This window comes from Halalkalibaculum sp. DA3122 (assembly GCF_043951865.1).
In the GTDB taxonomy this organism is placed as follows: domain Bacteria; phylum Bacteroidota; class Rhodothermia; order Balneolales; family Balneolaceae; genus JAMQKA01.
In genome coordinates, this window is the sequence record NZ_JBINJF010000038.1 from 1 (window position 1) to 18,076 (window position 18,076).

The 18,076-nt window shown below is 52.4% G+C and carries 14 protein-coding genes; 7 read left to right on the forward strand and 7 right to left on the reverse strand.

All coding sequences use genetic code 11. The features are described 5' to 3' along the window. Positions 1-108 precede the first annotated feature (108 nt). The 6 genes from ACG2F4_RS17295 to secA all read right to left on the reverse strand — a co-directional run bounded on the left by ACG2F4_RS17295 (position 109) and on the right by secA (position 10,336). Positions 109-960, reverse strand: coding sequence for a sugar phosphate isomerase/epimerase family protein (locus ACG2F4_RS17295; RefSeq protein WP_395262148.1), 852 nt, complete (start codon positions 958-960; stop codon positions 109-111). Positions 961-994: 34 nt separating this feature from the next. Continuing rightward, positions 995-4,006 (reverse strand): PVC-type heme-binding CxxCH protein, encoded by a 3,012-nt coding sequence (locus ACG2F4_RS17300; RefSeq protein WP_395262149.1) that lies wholly within the window; start codon positions 4,004-4,006, stop codon positions 995-997. A 436-nt stretch (positions 4,007-4,442) separates the two neighbouring features. Further along, complete coding sequence (locus tag ACG2F4_RS17305; RefSeq protein WP_395262150.1) at positions 4,443-4,877, reverse strand: hypothetical protein; 435 nt, start codon at positions 4,875-4,877, stop codon at positions 4,443-4,445. Between the two features lie 94 nt (positions 4,878-4,971). Next, entirely contained in the window at positions 4,972-5,619 is a 648-nt protein-coding gene (locus ACG2F4_RS17310; RefSeq protein ID WP_395262151.1) for a LuxR C-terminal-related transcriptional regulator, read from the reverse strand. A 513-nt stretch (positions 5,620-6,132) separates the two neighbouring features. Beyond that, a complete protein-coding gene (gene ppgK / locus ACG2F4_RS17315; protein ID WP_395262152.1) occupies positions 6,133-6,894 on the reverse strand; it encodes a polyphosphate--glucose phosphotransferase in 762 nt (253 codons plus the stop codon). Between the two features lie 73 nt (positions 6,895-6,967). Beyond that, positions 6,968-10,336: a preprotein translocase subunit SecA gene (secA, locus tag ACG2F4_RS17320; protein WP_395262168.1), complete on the reverse strand. Its 3,369-nt coding sequence runs from the start codon at positions 10,334-10,336 to the stop codon at positions 6,968-6,970. Between the two features lie 229 nt (positions 10,337-10,565). On the opposite strand from secA, the gene rpmH reads away from it, so the two are divergent. The 7 genes from rpmH to ACG2F4_RS17355 all read left to right on the forward strand — a co-directional run bounded on the left by rpmH (position 10,566) and on the right by ACG2F4_RS17355 (position 16,785). Then, on the forward strand, positions 10,566-10,721 hold the full coding sequence (gene rpmH / locus ACG2F4_RS17325) for a 50S ribosomal protein L34 (RefSeq protein WP_395262153.1): 156 nt from the start codon (positions 10,566-10,568) through the stop codon (positions 10,719-10,721). Continuing rightward, on the forward strand, positions 10,702-11,139 hold the full coding sequence (gene rnpA, locus ACG2F4_RS17330; RefSeq protein ID WP_395262154.1) for a ribonuclease P protein component: 438 nt from the start codon (positions 10,702-10,704) through the stop codon (positions 11,137-11,139). Before rpmH ends, rnpA begins: the two co-directional genes overlap by 20 nt. Further along, the gene (gene yidD, locus ACG2F4_RS17335) at positions 11,136-11,381 is read left to right on the forward strand and encodes a membrane protein insertion efficiency factor YidD (protein WP_395262155.1); all 246 of its coding nucleotides are present in this window, start codon (positions 11,136-11,138) and stop codon (positions 11,379-11,381) included. Before rnpA ends, yidD begins: the two co-directional genes overlap by 4 nt. Positions 11,382-11,384: 3 nt before the next feature. Beyond that, positions 11,385-13,199, forward strand: coding sequence for a membrane protein insertase YidC (yidC, locus tag ACG2F4_RS17340; RefSeq protein ID WP_395262156.1), 1,815 nt, complete (start codon positions 11,385-11,387; stop codon positions 13,197-13,199). Positions 13,200-13,415: 216 nt separating this feature from the next. Beyond that, entirely contained in the window at positions 13,416-14,345 is a 930-nt protein-coding gene (locus tag ACG2F4_RS17345; protein WP_395262157.1) for a type I restriction enzyme HsdR N-terminal domain-containing protein, read from the forward strand. A gap of 188 nt (positions 14,346-14,533) precedes the next feature. Next, positions 14,534-15,361 (forward strand): ABC transporter ATP-binding protein, encoded by an 828-nt coding sequence (locus ACG2F4_RS17350; RefSeq protein WP_395262158.1) that lies wholly within the window; start codon positions 14,534-14,536, stop codon positions 15,359-15,361. An 89-nt stretch (positions 15,362-15,450) separates the two neighbouring features. Continuing rightward, a complete protein-coding gene (locus tag ACG2F4_RS17355; RefSeq protein ID WP_395262159.1) occupies positions 15,451-16,785 on the forward strand; it encodes an aminopeptidase P family protein in 1,335 nt (444 codons plus the stop codon). A 69-nt stretch (positions 16,786-16,854) separates the two neighbouring features. Here ACG2F4_RS17355 and ACG2F4_RS17360 read toward each other — a convergent pair whose 3' ends face one another. Beyond that, positions 16,855-18,024: a four-carbon acid sugar kinase family protein gene (locus ACG2F4_RS17360; RefSeq protein ID WP_395262160.1), complete on the reverse strand. Its 1,170-nt coding sequence runs from the start codon at positions 18,022-18,024 to the stop codon at positions 16,855-16,857. Between the last annotated feature and the right edge of the window lie 52 nt (positions 18,025-18,076).

Sequence of the window (18,076 nt, forward strand, 5' to 3'; positions counted from 1 at the left end):
ATGTTCGCCTGCGGGTGCTTCTGGTAGATCGGGATGAACTCCGCACCGAAACCCAGCCCGATAATCGCTATGTTTACTTGGTTGTCTGGCATAATAAAATATCTGTTTTTATTTAAAGGTTTTTTCTAAGAAAGTAAGTCCTTCCCGGGCCAGCTGATCCTGGTCGTCGGCAAACGGCTTCCAGATACAGACCGCATCGGCCAGCTCCTGGTTGTCGGAGGTAAAACTTTCGATATTCACATATCCCTGGTAATTGATCGCTTCCAGTCCGCGCCGGAAACTCTCCCAGTCGGTCTGTCCCGTGCCCGGCGTGCCCCGGTAATTCTCCGAAACCTGCACATGAATCAGCTTGTCGCCCGCTATCTTGATTGCTTCTTCAAGACTCCGCTCCTCGATACTCATGTGGAAACCATCCACCATAATTTTGGCGGCGGGATGGCCGATATCCTCTGTCATACGCAGTACATCTTCCGTCGTATTTACCAGATCCGATTCGAAGCGGTTGAGTGGTTCAATTGCAAGCTCCAGTCCCCGCTCGCCCGCTTTTTGGGCCACCTTCCGCAGGTTTTGTACGGCCAGTTCCCACTCGGCCTTCCGGTCTTCGGGCGAAAGCATTCGCGTTTTTCCCACCGCCGAATACATCGGACCCGCTACAAAATCGGTTTCCCAGATTTCACACAAGTCCATCAACGCGCCCAGGTAATCAAAACAGGTTTGGTGATCAGTCGGATCCTTACTTGTCAAATCCCGGCTCGGGCCAAAGGCTCCACAAACCACAGGTTTTAAATCGTATTTCTCAAGTGCCTCTTTGACTCGCTTCCCGTCAATTATCGTGGGATCTTCAACCGGTATCTCAACCACATCGAATCCCATCTCTTTAATTTTGGGAAGGAGGGCTACAGATTCCGTTTTAAATGGAGAGAGCCACACCCAGGTACTTACACCAAATGATACATCCACGATACTGTACTACTTTAAGATTCAAATTACGTGCTTAGTTTGCAATTACATTCATCACACCCTGCATGGTACGCCAGTGCCCCGGGAACGTACATACGTACGGGTAATCGCCCGGATCTTCCGGAGCGGTAAACGAAAGTGTTATCGTCTGGTTGGGATTCACCAGGTTGGTGGCGTGGAGCACTTCCGGCATATCGGGCACATACTGCAGGTCGCTGCCTTCGGGATCCGCTGCCAGGTCATCGGCCGCCTCCCCAACCTTTTGCAGGGCTCCAGGTTCCACAATCAAGAGGTTGTGCTGCATGAAATCGGTATTTTCAAACACGATTTCCACCTGCTGGCCGGCTTCAACCGAAAACTCTTCGATGTCATATTTTAGCTCGTTGACCACGGCGCTGATCCGGATTGTTTTCACATCTCCCGAGGCCGCCGCGGATTCGCCCGAAGTATCGCTACTTCCTGACGCTTCCGCCCCGCTTGCCGCCCTGTAGCCTTCCTCATGCTTGCTGGCTGCCAGCTTCAGTGCTTCCGCCAGCCATTCATCTTCCACCACCTGCTGGTTTTGACTCAGGCTGTAAAGCGCTTTCCCGATCTCGCTGCTCTCGGGCATCTCAATGGTGGACAGGATGGCCGTTCGCTGTGTATGAGCGTCCTGATCCTGCAGCACCCCGGATCCAAGAATGGCTGCATTCGCCTTTTCGATTCGCGGCAGGGCTTCTATCGCCGCCTTTCGCACGCCCGCCGCAGGATGCTCCAGGGCTTCTATCGCCACCTGGAGGGCCTCCTCATTTTGCCCGTCGAGGGCTCCAAGCCCGTGCATGGTCCACAAGGCGTGTTGAGCAGCGGTATTCAGGCCAAGGGCATCTACTTCAGTATTTCGAATCTGCCCGTACAGCTCATCCAGCACATCAGTCTCCCCGCGCTCCACCAGCAGCCGCTGTGCGGTGAGTCGCCAGAACATATTATCGTGTCCGAGAGCCTCAACCAACGCGCCCGGGTCTTCTTTGCTGAGGCTGATGGTATTGGTGTGCTCGGCCCCGTTGTAGGTAAGGCGGTAAATGCGCCCGTGGGTTCGATCCCTAAGCGGATTTATGTGTGCATTTCCCGCGCCGTTTTCAGCATCCCAGCCGGCGCTCTCTTCGGTGGGAGTGGGATTATGCTGGATCATGAAGTTATACCAGTCAAGAATCCAGAGCGCCCCGTCGGGACCCACTTTCGCCTGGACGGGGGAGACCCACTCATCACGGCTGGCCAGGATATTCCACCCATCTTTTTCGGTGTAACCAGCCCCATCTTCCTCAATCACGGCGCGATGCAGCAGGTTCCCGGTCGGTTCGCTGACAAACGCCACCCGGTTCCAGTATTCCTCCGGAAACTCTCTTGCCGTATAAAACTTAAATCCCGAAGCGGCCGTAAATCCACCGTGCACATCCACCTGGCGGTAATCGCGCGTGATCGGGTGCATGGCGTAGTGGCCGTCAATCTTCTTGCGGCCCGCGCTCCACTGCTGTCGCTCGGTGCCTTCCGGCCATTCATATTCCTGGTAATAGCGCTGTGGAATGCCCATGTACACCACATGCTCGTTGTTGGCTGTAGAGCCAAACACCTCAAAAGTTTCGTTGAATCCCAGTCCCCATGTATTGTTGGAGGTGGCTGTCAAAAATTCGAAATCCAGGTTTTCAAAGTCAGTATTAAACCGGTAAAATCCCTGGCGGAATTCATATTCCTCTCCGCCGATGGTCCCTTCAAAGCCGGAATACCCGACCGTGCCCCAGATCTGGTTATCATACCCGTACTGCAGGTGAGAGGGCCCCGCGTGCGTGTCGAACGTACCCCAACCGCTGATAACCTTCTCCCGCGTGTCGGCTTTGTCATCCCCGTCGGTGTCCTTTAAAAACAGGAAATCCGGTGCCTGTGAGACCAGCACCCCGCCGTTGACCAGCGTAAGGCTGGTGGGAATATTCAGGTTCTCTGCAAAAATGGTGGTTTTGTCGGCCCGACCGTCGCCGTCGGTATCTTCGAGAATTTTAATACGGTCATCTCCGACTCCATCCTCCTCGCGCACCGTATTGGGGTAATCGACCGTCTCGATTACCCACAGGCGGCCCTGGGCGTCCCACGTCATGTCGATGGGATTGATGACATCCGGTTCCGCGGCAAACAGCTCCAGCTCATAACCGACCGGAACCTGTGTTAATTTTTGTGATTCCTCCGGACTCAGCGGCAGTTGGTACTGGGGCGGTGGATCCTGCTGGCGATAGTTCGGGATCTCCTCCCGTTCCTCATAAATCAACTCCGGGATCGTTGCGGCAAACGCCTCCCAGTCTTCCCGCACCTGGTCGCTGACCGACCAGATAATGCCCTCTTTCAGCAATTCCTGAAACCCGGCTTTTGACCATGTGCGCTCATCGTGCCCGTAGGCGGTATAAAAAACTTTGCCCTCCCCGTGTGTGCGGGTCCAGGTCCACGGTTCCTCCTCCCGCTGCATCAGCACCGTGCGGTCCTCGTTATGCATGTGGTGGACGTAGGTTTCATCCCAGGTCTCAAACTCGGAGAGACTGTCGGTAACCGGATGATCCCGGTTTACAATATCGGCGGTAAACGTGCCGGTCTCGTGCTCCAAAAACTGCGCGCCGACCAGCTCTATGAACGCCTCGGAGTTTCGGAAACAGAAACTGGCCGAATGGATGGGCAAAAATCCCCGGCCGCTTTCCACAAAGTCCAACAGCGCCTGCTCCTGTGAGGTGGTGATTGAGTCGTGGTTGGCATATAACATCAGGGCGTCATACTTGGCCAAGTTTGGCCCGTTCAGGTCTGCCGGATCTTCAGTATAGCTAAAGTGGATACCGTCGTCGGCCAGCGCCGAAGCAAGAATCGGCATATAGGCCTCCGAGTTGTGGTGCTCACTGTCGTGACCTAAAAACAGCACCTGGATGGGACCCGGCCCGTCATCGACAACAACATCGATTTCCTGTTCAGAAGATTCGCAACCGGCAAAAACCAGTCCAATCACAGTGAGCAACAAGCATTCTTTTAATACACGCATATTGATAGCCTTATTTATCGTTTGAAAATTACGTACTGAGGCTGGATGAAGCAGAATCCCATATCCCTTATCAATCCCAGCGATTATTAAGTGTAAAAAGAACATATATAACCTGCAACGAGAGAAAACACAAATTCTGACCCGCCCCCGTACATCATGATTTACACATTTTAACGTATATAATACTGGATGACCGGGCCTGTTTGCACCTCAAAACAAAACAGCGAACGCTCGATTGAGATCATCCAAATACATTATGCAGGAGAGCCTGTGCAGTCTGGAGCATGCTAATTTACAATATATACTACCGGAAACATACAGTTTGCAAGAGCTGGCCCCGGATCCTGCTTTGTATGAATCAGCTTGGTAGTGTAAAAGACAGGCTGACACTGTGAAAAACATGAATTCTGGTTTCAGTCCGAACAGACCCGGAATCTTACCCGCAGGACTGCCCGCCCGTGGAGATAATATATCCAAAACAACAGGCAAACACCGTATATGCCACGGCTGCAATTACTATTATTGCGGAATGACTTTCCAGGATCAGCCGTTTAAGCAGCATGACAGCAACAACTGCAAAATGAAAAAAATTACCCAGTGCCACCGGGCGGCTGTAGATACCCCCGATTATATTACCCCGTGCCATCCAGTTGAGTATGGCAAATCCGAGGTACATCGCACCCGCTGCTTTTACGAATAAAACCTCTACCCCTTCGGGCGGGGTCCCGTAGTATTCCAGAATTTCCGGGGCAAAAAAGGAGGTCGGCACTCCCAGTACTCCCAGGAACAGGGCACTTGAGGTCATGACGAGCTTTGTGTTCAGAAGGCCTGCGCTACTCTCTTCTCCATCAGTGGATTTTTCCTGACTCATGGTTGAAAGATAGTTTTCGTTCACATTGACAACTCAAACACGCAGTATACGCGATATTTGAGGCTCAATGTTACACCGGCTTTCTCTTGGGAAACTACCCGTCGTTTTCGATCAGGTGCTGGTCGAGCACGTAGTGCCTGATCGCAATATTTGATTTAAGGCCCATCTTCTCCATCACTCGCGACCGGTAGGTATATATGGTTCGCACGCTTACCGAAAGTTCATCGGCAATTTCCTGCATGTCAAAGCCCTCTGCTATCATTTTCATCACCTTTAATTCCTTATCGGATAGCCGCTGTTTTCGAACATTCAGGTTGATCATGTGAATATCATCCGAGAGCTTTTTGGCCACCTCCTTGCTTATAAAGTTCTCCTTTTGACTTACCAGCATATCAACGGCGGCCGCCAGCACGGTATCGAGATTACTGACCTCGAGGTACCCCATGGCTCCGGCCTTGATAATCTCAGCAACCATATCGTCGTCAAAGCCGGATCCCACTGCAAGGATGGGAAGTCCCAGGAAGGAGTAGGTAACCTGGTACAAGGCGTCCAGTTTGGGCATGCCACCGGCCCCCACGTGCTGGATAATAATATTGGGCAGCTCCTGCTCCAGCATCCCCATCAACTCAGAAGTGGTTCGCACCCCTCCCAATACATTTGTCTGCAGCGGTCCCTCCATCATTAGTTTTCGTATCTTCTCGTTAATCAGTATATCCTCAGCACTGACAATAATTTTAATCATTCTATATACCTACCTCTCTGCCACAATTTTAGTTACTTGGCGTTCTTGATTTAAGCCTTTTATTAGAAAGCGAGGAGGATTAAATTTTGGCTCCCTGTATGTCTCTCTTTTACTATAAAAGGGAAGTCTCTCCGTGCGTAATCATCGCATAACAATTTATGTATAAATAATTGATTTAATTCATTTTATAAAATTTTCTAATGCTTTTTTATCGCCTTCCAGCCAGTTCGTTTTTACCTCCTGTATGTTTCTGAAAATCAACTTTTGCAGACCCTTTTCCCCGTGACGGCCAGCAGAGATCAGGTACCGGTTTTAGGAGTTCGTTATTGGTATAATCAAATAACGAAACTACGCCTTCGCTTCGTTTGTCGGGGCAGAAGGAGAATTATGAATGTATATTTAGGGATGATGAATTTCGAAGGGAGTGCCGGAATGGAGAACACGGGTCCTTTCCCCTTGTGGCAGTTATGATTGAAAAGCGGGAAGTGAGATTCGAAGGGGGGAGTCGGAACCTTATTGATACTGAAGGTGGGCCTCTTCGCCGGATGCCACGATAGCAGCCCCCACGATACTGGCATCATTCATAAAACCCGCCGCTTTGAATGCGGTATTTATTTTGATATAGGGGAAGGTTTTGTCAGCCTTGCGACTCAGCTGTCCGCCTAGAATAAAAAGATCGGGGTGAAAAATGGTCTCAAGGACTTCCAAAACCTCCTGCAGCCGTTTGCCCCATGTCTTTTTTCGGATACCCTCCTCTTTGCGGGTTCTGTTTGAGGCATGTTTTTCAATAGTGGCGCCCCCTATCTCAATAAGGCCCAGTTCCGTATTGGGCACCAGCAGTCCATCCCGGAAAAGGGACGACCCGATGCCTGTCCCCACGGTTAATACAATAACAGTGCCGTCATGGTGATTTTTCCCCGAACCAAAACGCATTTCGGCGATTCCGGTGGCATCGGTATCGTTAATCACAGAGACCGGATTATCGGTAATCTCGGAAAAGAGTTGAGTGGCATCGGCATCGGTCCATGAGTCGTCGATACGTTTTGCCGATAGTACGACTCCCCGATTGACCGCAGCCGGGAAGGCGCATCCAACCGGTCCCTTCCATTTAAAATGTTTATTTACCACATCATGAAGGCGTGCAAGTATTTTATGGGGCGCCGTTTCATCCAGCGGAGGGGTACTGTAACGGTCGGATATCAGCTCGCCTTTCTCGGTATCGACGATACACCCCTTGATGCCGTAACTGCCTATGTCGATACCCAGTACGTCCATCCCATTTGATTATTGGTTAATTAGTTATTGGTTACTGGGAATGACGAATCCACAAATAACCGATAACCAACAACTATTTTTCGATAAGAATCCAGCCTTCATCCTCAATCATCCGCTTGGCTTTCTTCCATTTAATATCTATCACTTCACCGCTGTTCATGTTCTGCACCTTCACGTAATCGTTGCGCCCGGGTTCCTCTTCCACGGTTACCGGTTCCGGTTTCTTGTCGCTCCGCTGCTGCTGACCGCCGTTTTCCTGTCCCGTTTTAAAGCCCATGTTGGTGGAATCAGCATGCTGGGTTTTTGCGCGATTCATATCCACCTTGGCTTTCTGCTTGCCGGCCTGCTTCAGTTGCTGGTCTTTGGCCTGCATCTCCGGTATCGCTTTCCAGATCAACGATACGGCTTCCTGGTTGATCTGGTCAATCAGCTGCTTGAACATCTCAAACGCCTCCCTCTTATACTCCAGCAGGGGATCTTTTTGTCCGAACGCGCGCAGCCCGATACCCTCCTTGACGGCATCCAGCTCCCGCAGGTGCTCCATCCATTTGTCATCGATGGTAGACAGTATCGCGGTGCGTTCCAGCGCACGTGCCACTTCATGCCCTTCATTTTCCATGGCCCGGTCCACATCCACCACCACCCGCATACGGCGGATTCCGTCAGTAAAGATAACCTGGACTTTTGTCGGCTTTTTTTCCGCATCCGACTCCTTGATGTTTTTAATCACCTCAAACAGCGGCTCGGAGATCATTTGCTCCTTCTTGCGATAGGCTTCGAACGCCTTGTCAATGATATGATCGATCAGGCCGTCTTCCCGCATCCGCTTCATCTGTTCGGCCTCCAGCTCTATATCCACGGCCAGGAACCGGAGGATCGTCTCGCGCAACTGTTCAAATTCCCCTTCGGGAAAGTGTTCTTCCACCACGCGTTCTACGAGGTCCTCCACCATTTCGTAGATATCGCTGCGCAGCTGGTCGCCCTCCAGCGCGTGTTTGCGCCGGGCGTAGATAACCTCACGCTGATTATTCAGCACATCGTCATATTCGAGCTGCTTCTTGCGGATGCTGAAGTTGTTTTGCTCCACTTTTTTCTGGGCCCGTTCCAGCGACTTGGTGATCCACGAGTGGGTGATCACTTCACCCTCCTCAAAATTGAGTCGATCCATCACTTTGGCGACCCGGTCAGAAGCGAAAAGCTGCATCAGGTCGTCTTCCAGAGAAACATAAAACTGGGATACTCCGGGATCGCCCTGCCGGCCCGCTCGTCCGCGCAACTGCAGGTCAATACGGCGCGACTCGTGCCGCTCGGTTCCGATAATTGCCAGCCCGCCCTTTTCGCGCACGCCCGGTGCCAGCTTAATGTCGGTACCACGCCCCGCCATGTTGGTTGCCACCGTTACCGCGCCGGGATTTCCCGCCTGCGCCACAATTTCGCTTTCGCGGGCGTGTTGCTTTGCGTTCAACACGTTGTGCGGGATATTCTGCCGCTTCAGCATCCGGCTGATCGTCTCCGATACATCCACGCTGGTGGTTCCGACCAGCACCGGCTGTCCCTTGTCATGATACTCCTGAATTTTTTCGATAACGGCGTTGTATTTTTCCCGCTTCGTGCGAAAGACGAGGTCTTCCTTGTCATCCCGGATAACCGGTTCATTGGTGGGGATGACAACCACATCCAGGTCATAAATTTCGGTAAATTCGCCCTCTTCCGTGGCGGCCGTACCGGTCATGCCCGACAGCTTGTGATACATCCGGAAATAGTTCTGCAGGGTGATGGTGGCGTAGGTCTGGGTCGTGGCCTCCACTTTTACATCCTCCTTGGCCTCAATCGCCTGGTGAAGCCCGTCGGAGTAACGGCGGCCGGAAAGTACGCGGCCGGTGTGCTCATCTACAATCTGTACCTTGCCCTCCTGTACGATATACTCCTCTTCGCGTTCGAACAGGGTATAGGCTTTCAATAGCTGATTGACGGTGTGAATACGGTCACTGCGCTCGGAAAAAGTTCGACGCAACTCGTTAAAACGTTTTTCCCGCTCCTGCTTAACCTCCTCTTTGGCCTCCTCAATCTTTTTCTGCTTGTACTCTTCACTGAACTCATCATTGCTTTCAATCTCCGCGATCTTCTCTCTTTCAAGCGCTTCCATCTCCTCGTCGATATCGGTGGTTTCCGTTCCGATATCCGGTATAACAAAGAAATCCTCGTCCTCGTCCGCCTTGGTGATGAAGTCCTGCCCCTTCTCCGTCATTTCGATGGTGTTTTGCTTCATATCCACCGCGTAGTAGAGCTCTTTGTCAACTTCCGGCAGCCGGCGGGCATTATCCTGCAGGTAAAACGCTTCCGTCTGCTGAAGCAGGCGCTCGTTGGCCGGTACCTGCATCATCTTGCGGAACTGCCGGTTTTTCGGGAACCCGCGCTGGGCACGGTACAGAGCCAGCCCCGCCGCCTCTTCGTTTCCATCTTCAAGGTGCTGTTGTGCATCTTTGACCAGGCTGGCCACCAGTTTTTTCTGGGCGCGTACCAGGGATTCCACCCGCGGTTTGAGCTCTTTGTACTTGTGAGACTGGGTATCCTCCGGCACGGGGCCCGAGATGATCAGCGGTGTTCGCGCCTCATCGATCAGAATCGAATCGACCTCGTCAATAATACAGTAGTGATGCTCGCGCTGCACCAACTGTTCGGAGCTTATCACCATGTTGTCGCGCAGGTAGTCGAAGCCAAACTCGTTGTTGGTTCCATAGGTGATATCGGCCCGGTACGCCTGGCGGCGCTGCTCGGAGTTGGGTTTATACCGGTCGATACAGTCCACTTCCAGGCCATGAAAATTAAAAATCGGCTCATTCCACTCCGCATCCCGTTTGGCCAGGTAATCATTAACGGTAACGATATGGACTCCGCGCCCGGCAAGGGCATTCAGGTAGGCGGGAAAGATCGCGGCCAGCGTTTTACCCTCCCCGGTCTTCATCTCTGCAATACGTCCCTGGTGCAACACGATGGCTCCCACCAGCTGTACATCGTATGGGATCATGCCCCATTTATTTTCGCTGCCCCCGACCATCCATTTTTTACCTACGAATCGCCGGCAGGTATCCTTCAATACGGCAAATGCCTGGGGCAGGATCTCCCAGAGCACCTCTTCGATTACCTCGTTTCGTTCCTCCTCCAGGGCATCCACCAGCTCCGTCAGCTCACGATGCTCACTAACCGTCAGCTCTACCTCGTTGCTGTTCAATTTTCTTTTGGCCTCCTCGAGCTCCTCATCGATCCCGGCCGTGGCCTCATTGATCTGTGCCTTAAAACCTTCGGTCTTCTTCCGCAGCTCCTCATCGGAAAGCTGCTGCATCTTTTCGTCGTACGCATTGATCTCGTCTACGATGGGCCAAAGCTTCTTCAGGTCACGCTCGCTTTTCGAGCCAAATAGCTTGGTGAGAATGTCAGTAATTGTATCAAGCATATTGCTTCAGATATGGATGTTCAAAATCACAGTTCTGTAAGGTACAGTTTAGCGATTCCCTGTTCAAATTAATGTATAATAAAACAAACAGATGTTCCTTAACAAGTGTGTCATGCAGGTCAACAAAACTGATAATTGAGGGTTCTTATTGTCCAATTTAATTGTTAAATTGTGGGTCTGTTTTAAACTGTAGTTTTCATAAAAGAGATGTTTCACCATGAAACGCACATATCAACCAAGTAGTCGTAAACGGAAGAACAAGCATGGATTCCGTAAACGCAACAGCAGCAAAAACGGAAAGAAAGTGCTGAAGCGTCGCCGCAAAAAGGGACGTCACAGTTCAACCGTCAGTGATGAAAAAGGACCGAAGTAACGAATTGACTTCGCCTTCCGAGAGGGATTTTAGCTTGCCAAGAGCTAAAATCCTGAGGGGGCGCAACAATTTTCAGCGCCTCTTTCAACCAGGTGCCACCACACTCCGTAACGAGCTGGTAGATCTTCGTTTTCGCATCTACCCCGATTGCAACGACGGCTGCCTGGTCGGCTTTATTGCCAAAAAGAGCCTCGGCAAGGCAGTAAAACGCAACAGGATAAAACGGCTGCTTCGGGAAGCTTACCGGTTGAACCAGCATATATTGACATCCCTTTTTGAACAAACATCATATAGTTTCCACGGTGTGTTAATGGCCAAAACCATTGAAATGGATTTTGATACGGTGCAGGATCAGGTTGCTGACCTGCTACAACGCGCCCAAAAACACCTGCGTCCTCTCACAGAACCGGGTTCATGAAGTACCTGCTAATCGGCCTTGTACGTCTATATCAGTTAATACTCTCTCCTTACCTGCCCAGCAGTTGCAGGTACCATCCCACCTGTAGTCAATACAGCATAGAAGCCCTGCGCAAGCATGGTGCCATAAAGGGTGGCTGGCTGACGATCAAACGTATCGCCCGTTGCCATCCCTGGAGCAGCGGCGGGTTTGACCCGGTACCCGAACCGAAACAAGAACTTACAAACCCTGAAAAAGGATAACTTTTGGATCGTAATACAGTAACTGGACTGACTTTAATATTTATCATCATGCTGGCGTGGTTTTATTTCACCATGCCCAGCCCGGAGGAGATGCAACGCCGGCAGGCCGAGCAGGCACGCCAGGACAGCATAGCCGCCGCACAGGCGCAGGCTGATTCTCTTGCCCTGCAGGAGGGGCGGGAGCCTGTCGCCGATACCGCGCAAGCACCTGAAGAACAGCAAGCGGCTCAACCCACCCTCCGCGGGGAGGAAGAGGAAACAGACCAGGAGTTGGGGATATTCGGGACCGCATCTGTGGCTGACACCGCAAAAACCGTTGTGGAGACCCCGTTGTACAGGGCGGTATTCACCAACGTGGGAGCCGGGCCTGCCAAGCTTACCCTGAAAAATTACGAAACTTGGAATCACGCCCCTGTCCAGATGATTGCGGATACCACGCAATCCGCCTATTCCGTCGGGTTCCTTTCCAACGAAAATTACAATATTGAAACCGAGGATATCCTTTTTGAGCAGGTAACACCGGGGCAGGAGCTGCAGCTTGAAGAGGGCGAGACGAGGGAGTTGCAGTACGCCCTCAACCTGTCAAACGGCGGGCAAATCCTGTATACCTATCTGCTGCGGGGCGATTCATATGAGATTGATCTATCCATCGAGTTTTCCGGACTTGAACGCAATATCATTGGCGGTACCATCGATTTCGGATGGAAACCCCGGCTCCGGTTTACTGAGAAGGATCACGCCACCGAGGGCCAGCAATCTTCTGCCTATGCCTTCCTGGGCGGTGAGATGGAACAGCTCAACCTGACCGAGGCGGGCCGGGAGGAACAGAGCTTTAACGGAACCATCGACTGGGTTGCCACAAGAACAAAATTCTTTTCCCAGATTATTGAACCGGCTACAAACAGCGAGGGGGCCCTGCTGATCGGGGAAGTCAGCGGCTCGGTAGACAACCCGAACACGCTCCACCACTACCAGTCCTTTATCACCAGCGATATACCCGACGACGGGGTCGTAGCGTACCGCATGTTCGTGGGACCGCTCTCCTACAACTCGCTCAAGCAGTTTGATACCAACACCTATGACATGGTGGATGTGGGCTGGAGCTGGATTCGCTGGTTCTCCGACCCGCTGGTACGATATGTCGTAATCCCGTTTTTTGGGTTTACCAGCCCGTTTATGAATACCGGCATGGCGATTATCCTGTTTGCTGTCCTGGTTAAACTCATCCTCTACCCGCTGACCAAGAAAAGTTACAAAAGCATGGCGGCGATGAAGGAGCTGCAGCCGAAGATGAAGGAGATCCAGGAAAAATACAGTGAGAACCCCGAAAAACAGCAGAAGGAGACCCTGAAACTCTACAAGGAGGCCGGCGTCAACCCGCTGGGCGGCTGCCTGCCCAACCTGTTGCAGTTCCCGATCCTGATTACCCTGTGGCGATTTTTCCAAAACTCCATCCTGATCCGCCAGGAGGAGTTTCTATGGGCCGCCGACCTTTCCGCCCCCGACTACATACTCAGCCTTCCGTTCAGCATCCCGTTTTTAGGGGATCAGCTGGCCGGTTTTGTCCTTTTGATGACCGGGGCGATGGTGGCCCAGAGCAAGCTCACCGGCGGCATGGGAGGCAGCATGGGCGGCGGTGGTGGCATGACCGGCGGCCAGATGAAGATGTTCCAGTACCTGCTGCCCGTGATGCTGCTGTTTATTTTTAACAACTTCGCAGCGGGACTCAGTCTCTACTACCTGATCTACAATGTGATGTCGATCGGTCAGCAGCTGCTTATTAACCGCCAGATCGACAAGGAGAACGGCGAAGGGTAAAACCCTTTCTCTTTTCCCACTTTTCAACCCTCCGGGCGCCTGGAACCCCGGAGGGTTTTACATTATAGGGCTCTTCGTACATCCCTGTTTTCCGACAGCTCTTGTATTTTTCGCGTGGCGTACTCATTTTCTTCGTTTTTAACTATTTCTATTTGCTTGATTACCACATTTTCCGCATTGTTGCGAGGTGAACAGGAAACAAAGTAACGGCCTTTTATGTCCAGCATCGCCCACAATCACTACCCGAAGATGGTCTGGCGGGACGGCGTTCGGAGCCTGTGGAATCCCATCCACAAAAAGACGTTGAAAAACAGGCCGGAAGAGCGCGTGCGGCTGCGGATTATTGAGGCCCTGGTAGAAGCCGGATGGTCGCGACACCGAATTTCAACGGAAGAGGCCCTCCGCTCAAGAGAACAGAAAACGCGGCGTACCGACATCATCTGCTATGACCAGGAGTTCAATCCCAAAATTTTGGTGGAGTGCAAAGCTGAACGCGTGCCGATTTCTGCCGGAGTCGCCGAGCAAACCGCCCGGTACAACCGTGCCGTTAATGCGCCCTACCTGTTGATGAGCAACGGGCTCACCGACTGCTGGTACCGCATTCCCGGGCAGGGAAAACCTGACCGGCTGGAATCCGTTCCATCCCTGCTTGATATTCCCGCACAGCCTCCGCCGCGCGAGTATACATACTGGAAAGAGCGGGGGTTTACAGGAGAAAAGACGACCGACTCTACGCTCCGAAACTGGCTGACGTCGGTACTGAACTCATTATGGAATTCCAATAGGGGAGAAATCCGGTATATTAACTTCAGCAACAGTCCCTCTGAACTGCCGATGGAACACTATTTCCGGATCTTCCAGCTTAACCAGGGCCGGGTGGCACTGGGCATTCAAAATACCCCCTTTGGGGGGACCCGGCTGCTGGCCGTAATAAACCGCGAAAACCAAAACGTTGGGCTTATCGACCTGAACCTGGACCTGGTCGCCACCGAAACCTCCCCGAATGCCACGATCTATTCCGAGACCAAAACCCAAAATTTTGATCTTCACGCACACGCGCCGTTCAAACTTGATGCAGAGCCGGACCCCGAAACGATCTCTAAACTCCCGGCACACCTCGATGCCCTTTTCGATGAGCTCGTATAGGGAAATGTCGTCCAACCCGCTTCAAATACTTCTGTCAGCGGAAGGTTTTCCAGGCCACTTTTGTTCAAACGGGGTTATTTTGTGACGACGCCTCACATTTTTCAGGTGACAAACATGTTCGTATTATTGCAAACAAGCTGCTCTGGCAGATTTTTTAAAACCAATGAACCGCAACACCTAATATTAGCATGAAACACTCGCAGGGACAACCTATTTTACAAATCAACAACGCCACCACTTATCGAAACGATACCAAGGTAATGGACCGGTTTTCCATGACGATTCATGAGATGGAGCATACCGCCATTGTAGGGCCAAACGGTTCCGGGAAATCAACGTTGATCCAGCTGCTCACCCACCAGCTGCACCCGGTGGCGCCGGAAGACGGAACGCCTGTAATCCAGGTTTTTGGCAACGATCGATGGATTGTTTCCGAGCTGAGAAAACGGATCGGTATTGTTTCATCGGACCTGGAATACCAGATTGTGCACAACCTGAAAAAAGGTTACCTGAGTGGGCGCGAGGTTGTTATGTCCGGTTTCTTTTCCAGCATGCAGCTGTTTGGGCATCACGAAATTACAGGGGCGATGAAGCGACAGGCGGACCAGGCATTGGCCAGGATGGAGGCCGGCTACCTGGCCGACCGGATGTTCAACCGGATGTCGGCCGGGGAAGCACGGCGGGTGCTTATTGCCCGGGCGCTGGTCACCAAGCCTGATATGCTGGTACTGGATGAGCCCACCACCGCCCTGGACTTTGTGGCACGGCAAACCTGTCTGCAGCTTATCCAGGAGATTGCGCGAACGGGCACGACCATCATCATCGTAACCCATCACGTCGAAGAGATCATCCCGGAAATCGAGAAAGTCATTCTGCTGAAAGAGGGGAGGGCGGTACATGCTGGTCCCAAGAAAGAGATTTTGACGTCTGATACACTGAGCTCTGTATTCGGGCACCCGCTTACGCTCAACAAAAACGGGGAGACCTACCGCGTAGAGCTGAATCTTTCGTCTTGACTCCCTTATACACGCACTGTTCCTTAATTCCAAATTCTACCGTTAATCTTGTAACTTCACCGTCCTCCGCAATAATAGTTGATACACTTATGAGACACCTACATCGAGACAAGCTGCTGTCCCTTTTTGAAGAAGGCCAACATGCCATCATTTACATGAAGGGGGCCGAGCTGAAATATCGCTACGACACCGACTACGAGTTCCCGTTCCGCCAGGAGTCGAACTTTTGGTATCTCTCCGGCGTCAATGAGCCCGACTTCCACCTGATCTTCGACTTAACCAGCCATGAGTATCACCTGTTTGCTCCCAGGCGCGATGCCAATTACGCTGTGTGGCACGGCCGGGTAAAATCGATGGAGCAGTACCGCGGGGAATATGACCCGGATCACCTGCACTGGGATTCCGCCTTGCCCAAAGTCCTGAACAAGCTCGACCCGGATCGCATCTACTGTCTGAATGAAGAACAGGCCGAATATATCGAGGAGTTCGACCGCAACACGCCGATCGACCTGGATTCCCTGGAGGAAGCGCTGACCCACTGCCGCGTTTTCAAGACCGACTGGGAGCTCGACCAGATGCGGGAAGCGGCTCGCATCAACAATATCGCCCACACCGAGGTGCTTCGGACGCTGGCTCCCGGGAAGCATGAATATGAACTTAAAGCAATATTCGACTATCACCAGGTCCGGCACGGGCTGCTGCAGGATGCCTACAACGGTATCTTCGCTTCCGGTCCCAACAGCGCCATTCTGCACTACGTGGAAAATAACCGGCAGATCAGGGAAGGCGATCTCTTTTTGATTGATGCCGGCTTTGAGTACGAAGGGTACGCCTCCGACTTTACGCGTACCTATCCCGCCAATGGATCGTTCTCCAAAGACCAGGCGACCATCTACCAGGTTGTGCTCGACGCCCAGCAACAGGTCATCGAAGATATCGAACCGGAGGTGGGTATGGAGGAACTGCATATGACGTCTGCCGAGATCATGATGCAGGGACTGGTGGATGCCGGCATCCTTGACGGGCGCGTGGAGGATTTGATGGAAAATGACATTTTTGCGCTTTTCTTTCCTCATGGACTCGGCCACTTCCTCGGGCTTGACACCCACGATGTGGGCGGGTATCCCAAAGGAGTGGACCGTATCGACCGCCCCGGCATCAAATACCTGCGCGCCCGCCGCACCCTGCAACCCGGCATGGTACTCACGGTTGAGCCCGGGATCTATTTTATCCCTGCCCTGCTGAAGCCGGCCCTTGAAGATGAAACGAAATCGAAATTCCTCAACAGTTCCAGGATAGAAGAACTGCTGTCGTTCGGCGGTGTTCGGATTGAAGACAACATCATTGTTACGGAAGAGGGGTACGAGAACCTAACAGAGGTACCGAAAGAGCGGGAGGAGATTGAGAACGTAATGTCGAAGTGACCTCCCGCATGCGGTTGCATCTCTGCGCCTTTGCTGACAGCCCGACCTGCGAGCTATTTTGACGTTTCCCTACGGCCAGAGAGCGGCTGGCCAGCTGTAGCTGCCGGGCTTAACGGTAACAGAAGGCCCGGGGGAGTTGTCGCCTGCCGGCTGCATGCGGATGACGCCCCGTGCAAAATGATTTGTCGGCTTGAACCTGGAGCAGCCCAGCGCCCGCACCACTTCCGAAGCGGTGGTTCCTCCCTCAACGACAATATCCCGGAGAGCGACTCTTTTTAAAACCGCCGCGGTCACATCCGCAAGCATTCCCGGAATCTTCTCTGCCAGTACTGCTTCATTCCCGGTAACTTCAGCCGACAGCACCACACTATTTGTTGAGCCAAATTTGGCGATCACCTGTTTGGCTACGGCTTCTGTTATGTTGGCCTCATTACGTCCGGGCTGCCCGACTTTAAGCTGGACCTGTTCCAATTCGCGGACGGACAGCTTTTCCAGCATCATCTCCACCTTGCTGAGGCTGCTTCCGCAGACAAACAACCTGTCCTGGTGCTCCGTATCAAACGGAGGTCCCGACTTTTTTCTCGGGTAAAATCCCATTGAACGGAGCAGAGCCCTCCAAAAATCAGCCGCTCCCGCCGGAATGAGATGGGAGTCAAGGTTTTCCGCCCAGTATCGAATATCATCCCCATATTGAGTGTCCGGAAGATAGACGTTACCGGTTTGACCGGGAATAGCGGAGCGACCTTGCAGTCGTTTGATTTCTGTTCCATGTTCGCTACCGCTGCCGGCACCTGCCAGGGCAACAACATCCGATGTATGGACCGGAAACTCCGGGTCCGATGCAAACACCGTTTGGTGCAGGGGGTGCCCGTCAATCAGATATATTCCGTTGGAAATGGTTCTTCCCATTGACGGGTTGGCAGGAACCAGCAGCACCGACCGGCCGGGGCTGTTGTCAAGCAGCAGCGACAACTCCATACCCACATGTCCCCTTAATACGGAATCGACTTTCTTGTAGATAAGCTCAAATTCATATCGCTTTATATTTTTTGCGACTCGCTTCATGGTGACAGTAGCCCTCTCCCTGGTTTTGGACCGGGTATTGGTATCCAGGATCACCACATCAGCCGTCGTCTCAACCTGGGGCTTCGTCTGGATTTCAACCTCCAGGCCAGCATCCATCGCAATGCCTGCCAATTCCGCTGCCCCGCTAAAATCGTCTGATATAACAAGTATCAATGTCCCGTTCCTTTTTCATCAGCAGAGGACGTTGCCCACAATGATTTTTCAA

Bases quoted from the DNA above. Each gene is read 5' to 3' on its own strand.
- ACG2F4_RS17300 (WP_395262149.1), bottom strand. From the start codon at position 4,006: ATGCGTGTATTAAAAGAATGCTTGTTGCTCACTGTGATTGGACTGGTT.
- ACG2F4_RS17305 (WP_395262150.1), bottom strand. From the start codon at position 4,877: ATGAGTCAGGAAAAATCCACTGATGGAGAAGAGAGTAGCGCAGGCCTT.
- ACG2F4_RS17310 (WP_395262151.1), bottom strand. From the start codon at position 5,619: ATGATTAAAATTATTGTCAGTGCTGAGGATATACTGATTAACGAGAAG.
- ppgK (WP_395262152.1), bottom strand. From the start codon at position 6,894: ATGGACGTACTGGGTATCGACATAGGCAGTTACGGCATCAAGGGGTGT.
- rpmH (WP_395262153.1), top strand. From the start codon at position 10,566: ATGAAACGCACATATCAACCAAGTAGTCGTAAACGGAAGAACAAGCAT.
- rnpA (WP_395262154.1), top strand. From the start codon at position 10,702: ATGAAAAAGGACCGAAGTAACGAATTGACTTCGCCTTCCGAGAGGGAT.
- yidD (WP_395262155.1), top strand. From the start codon at position 11,136: ATGAAGTACCTGCTAATCGGCCTTGTACGTCTATATCAGTTAATACTC.
- ACG2F4_RS17345 (WP_395262157.1), top strand. From the start codon at position 13,416: ATGTCCAGCATCGCCCACAATCACTACCCGAAGATGGTCTGGCGGGAC.
- ACG2F4_RS17350 (WP_395262158.1), top strand. From the start codon at position 14,534: ATGAAACACTCGCAGGGACAACCTATTTTACAAATCAACAACGCCACC.
- ACG2F4_RS17355 (WP_395262159.1), top strand. From the start codon at position 15,451: ATGAGACACCTACATCGAGACAAGCTGCTGTCCCTTTTTGAAGAAGGC.